The organism is Staphylococcus gallinarum (assembly GCF_000875895.1).
Classification (GTDB): Bacteria; Bacillota; Bacilli; order Staphylococcales; family Staphylococcaceae; genus Staphylococcus; species Staphylococcus gallinarum.
Map to the genome: position 1 here is coordinate 1 of NZ_JXCF01000110.1, position 241 is coordinate 241.

Here is a 241-nt window from a genome sequence, read left to right on the forward strand (position 1 = left end):
ACTTAAAAGAGATATGGTGGATTACTGGAATGATTGCTTTAGTGATTTACATATCTTGCAACCAGATTGGAAAACTATCCAACGCACTGCGGATAGAGCAATAGTTTTTATGTTATTGAGGGATGAAGAAGAATGGGGAAAGCTTCACAGAAATTCTAGAACAAAATATAAAAATTTGATAAAAGAAATTTCGCCAGTCGATTTAACGGACTTAATGAAATCGACTTTAAAAGCGAACGAA

At 33.6% G+C, this 241-nt stretch carries 1 pseudogene; it reads left to right on the forward strand.

Going from position 1 to position 241, the window contains the following annotated elements:
• A pseudogene (locus SH09_RS13665) lies at window positions 1–241 on the forward strand (replication initiation factor domain-containing protein); the annotation flags it as partial.